Genomic DNA, 403 nt, shown 5'->3' on the forward strand with positions numbered 1-403 from the left:
TAATTGGTTCTTACAAATCAGAAATAAAAATTGCAGCTAGCTCTTATCTGGAATATTTTCATGGAGAAATTACAGGGCGACCTCCAAAAATAAATTTGTTAGATGAAAAGTTTTGCCAGAGTTTTTTAAGAAATGCGATTTTAAAAAGTCTTGTAGTTTCTTCTCACGATATAAGTGACGGAGGTTTAGCTATAGCTTTAGCAGAGTCTTGTATTTTGTCCGGAAGGGGTGCAACTATAGAATTAGAGAGAGATTTAAATAGAGTTGATAATTTATTATTTGCAGAAGGTGGGTCAAGAATTATTTTTTCAATTAGTAAAATGAAACAAAATGGATGGTTTAATTATTTAAAACAAAATCAAATAAACTTCCCATCAAGTGTTTATGTAAAAAAAATAGGATA

The 403-nt window shown here is 29.5% G+C and carries 1 protein-coding gene; it reads left to right on the forward strand.

Annotated features, from left to right (window positions below; all coding sequences use genetic code 11):
- A partial coding sequence (locus AMO19_RS03405) for an AIR synthase-related protein (protein WP_257008948.1) occupies positions 1-403 on the forward strand: 403 nt, incomplete at both ends.

The organism is Prochlorococcus marinus (genome assembly GCF_001180245.1).
GTDB lineage: Bacteria > Cyanobacteriota > Cyanobacteriia > PCC-6307 > Cyanobiaceae > Prochlorococcus_A > Prochlorococcus_A marinus_F.